Here is a 614-nt window from a genome sequence, read left to right as displayed (position 1 = left end):
GAATGCTTATGGTTCACAGGGTGTCGCATTAGCTGCTCTTTATGTCGCCATCACCACCTTTATCTACAACGTTCAAGCGGTGATCTGCCTATCACCCAAAGGCGCTACGTCTGCCTCTCAAGCAGCAAAAATGATGGGAAGAACACTGACGAAGAACCCGCTTATCATCTCCATCGTTTTAGGTATGCTTTTCTACTTGTTGTCGATTCCGGTTCCAAACGTAGTCATTGATGCGGGTAACTATCTGTCGAAAATGACGTTGCCGCTCGCATTGTTATGTACAGGCGGGTCGTTGGATTTTAGTTTGATGAGAAAGGAAAAAGGCCCGTCTTGGTTTGCAAGCAGTTACAAGTTGATTGTCGCCCCAGTGTTGATCACGTTAGGCGCGTATTTTGTTGGTTTTCGAGGTATTGAATTGGGGATTTTATTCTTCATGAACGCCTCGCCCGTTGCGGCAGCGAGTTACGTCATGGCCCGCTCAATGGGAGGAAATGCGGTACTGGCAGCCAACATTATTGCTTTGACAACAGTGCTTTCAACCGTCACCTGCACATTCGGTATTGTGGTTCTGAAATCGTACGGTTTAATCAGAAAAATGAAATAAAAAAGCCTCA

1 protein-coding gene is annotated in these 614 nt (G+C 46.1%); it reads left to right on the top strand.

What is annotated here, in order from left to right:
* Positions 1–604: AEC family transporter (locus R8N49_RS28490; RefSeq protein WP_318190618.1), on the top strand; the 604-nt coding region annotated here is incomplete at its 5' end.
* Positions 605–614: the final 10 nt, after the last annotated feature.

The organism is Vibrio sp. 1978 (assembly GCF_033344345.1).
The sequence above is the reverse complement of the archived record's forward strand: the minus strand, read 5'-3'. Positions and strand labels throughout refer to the sequence as shown.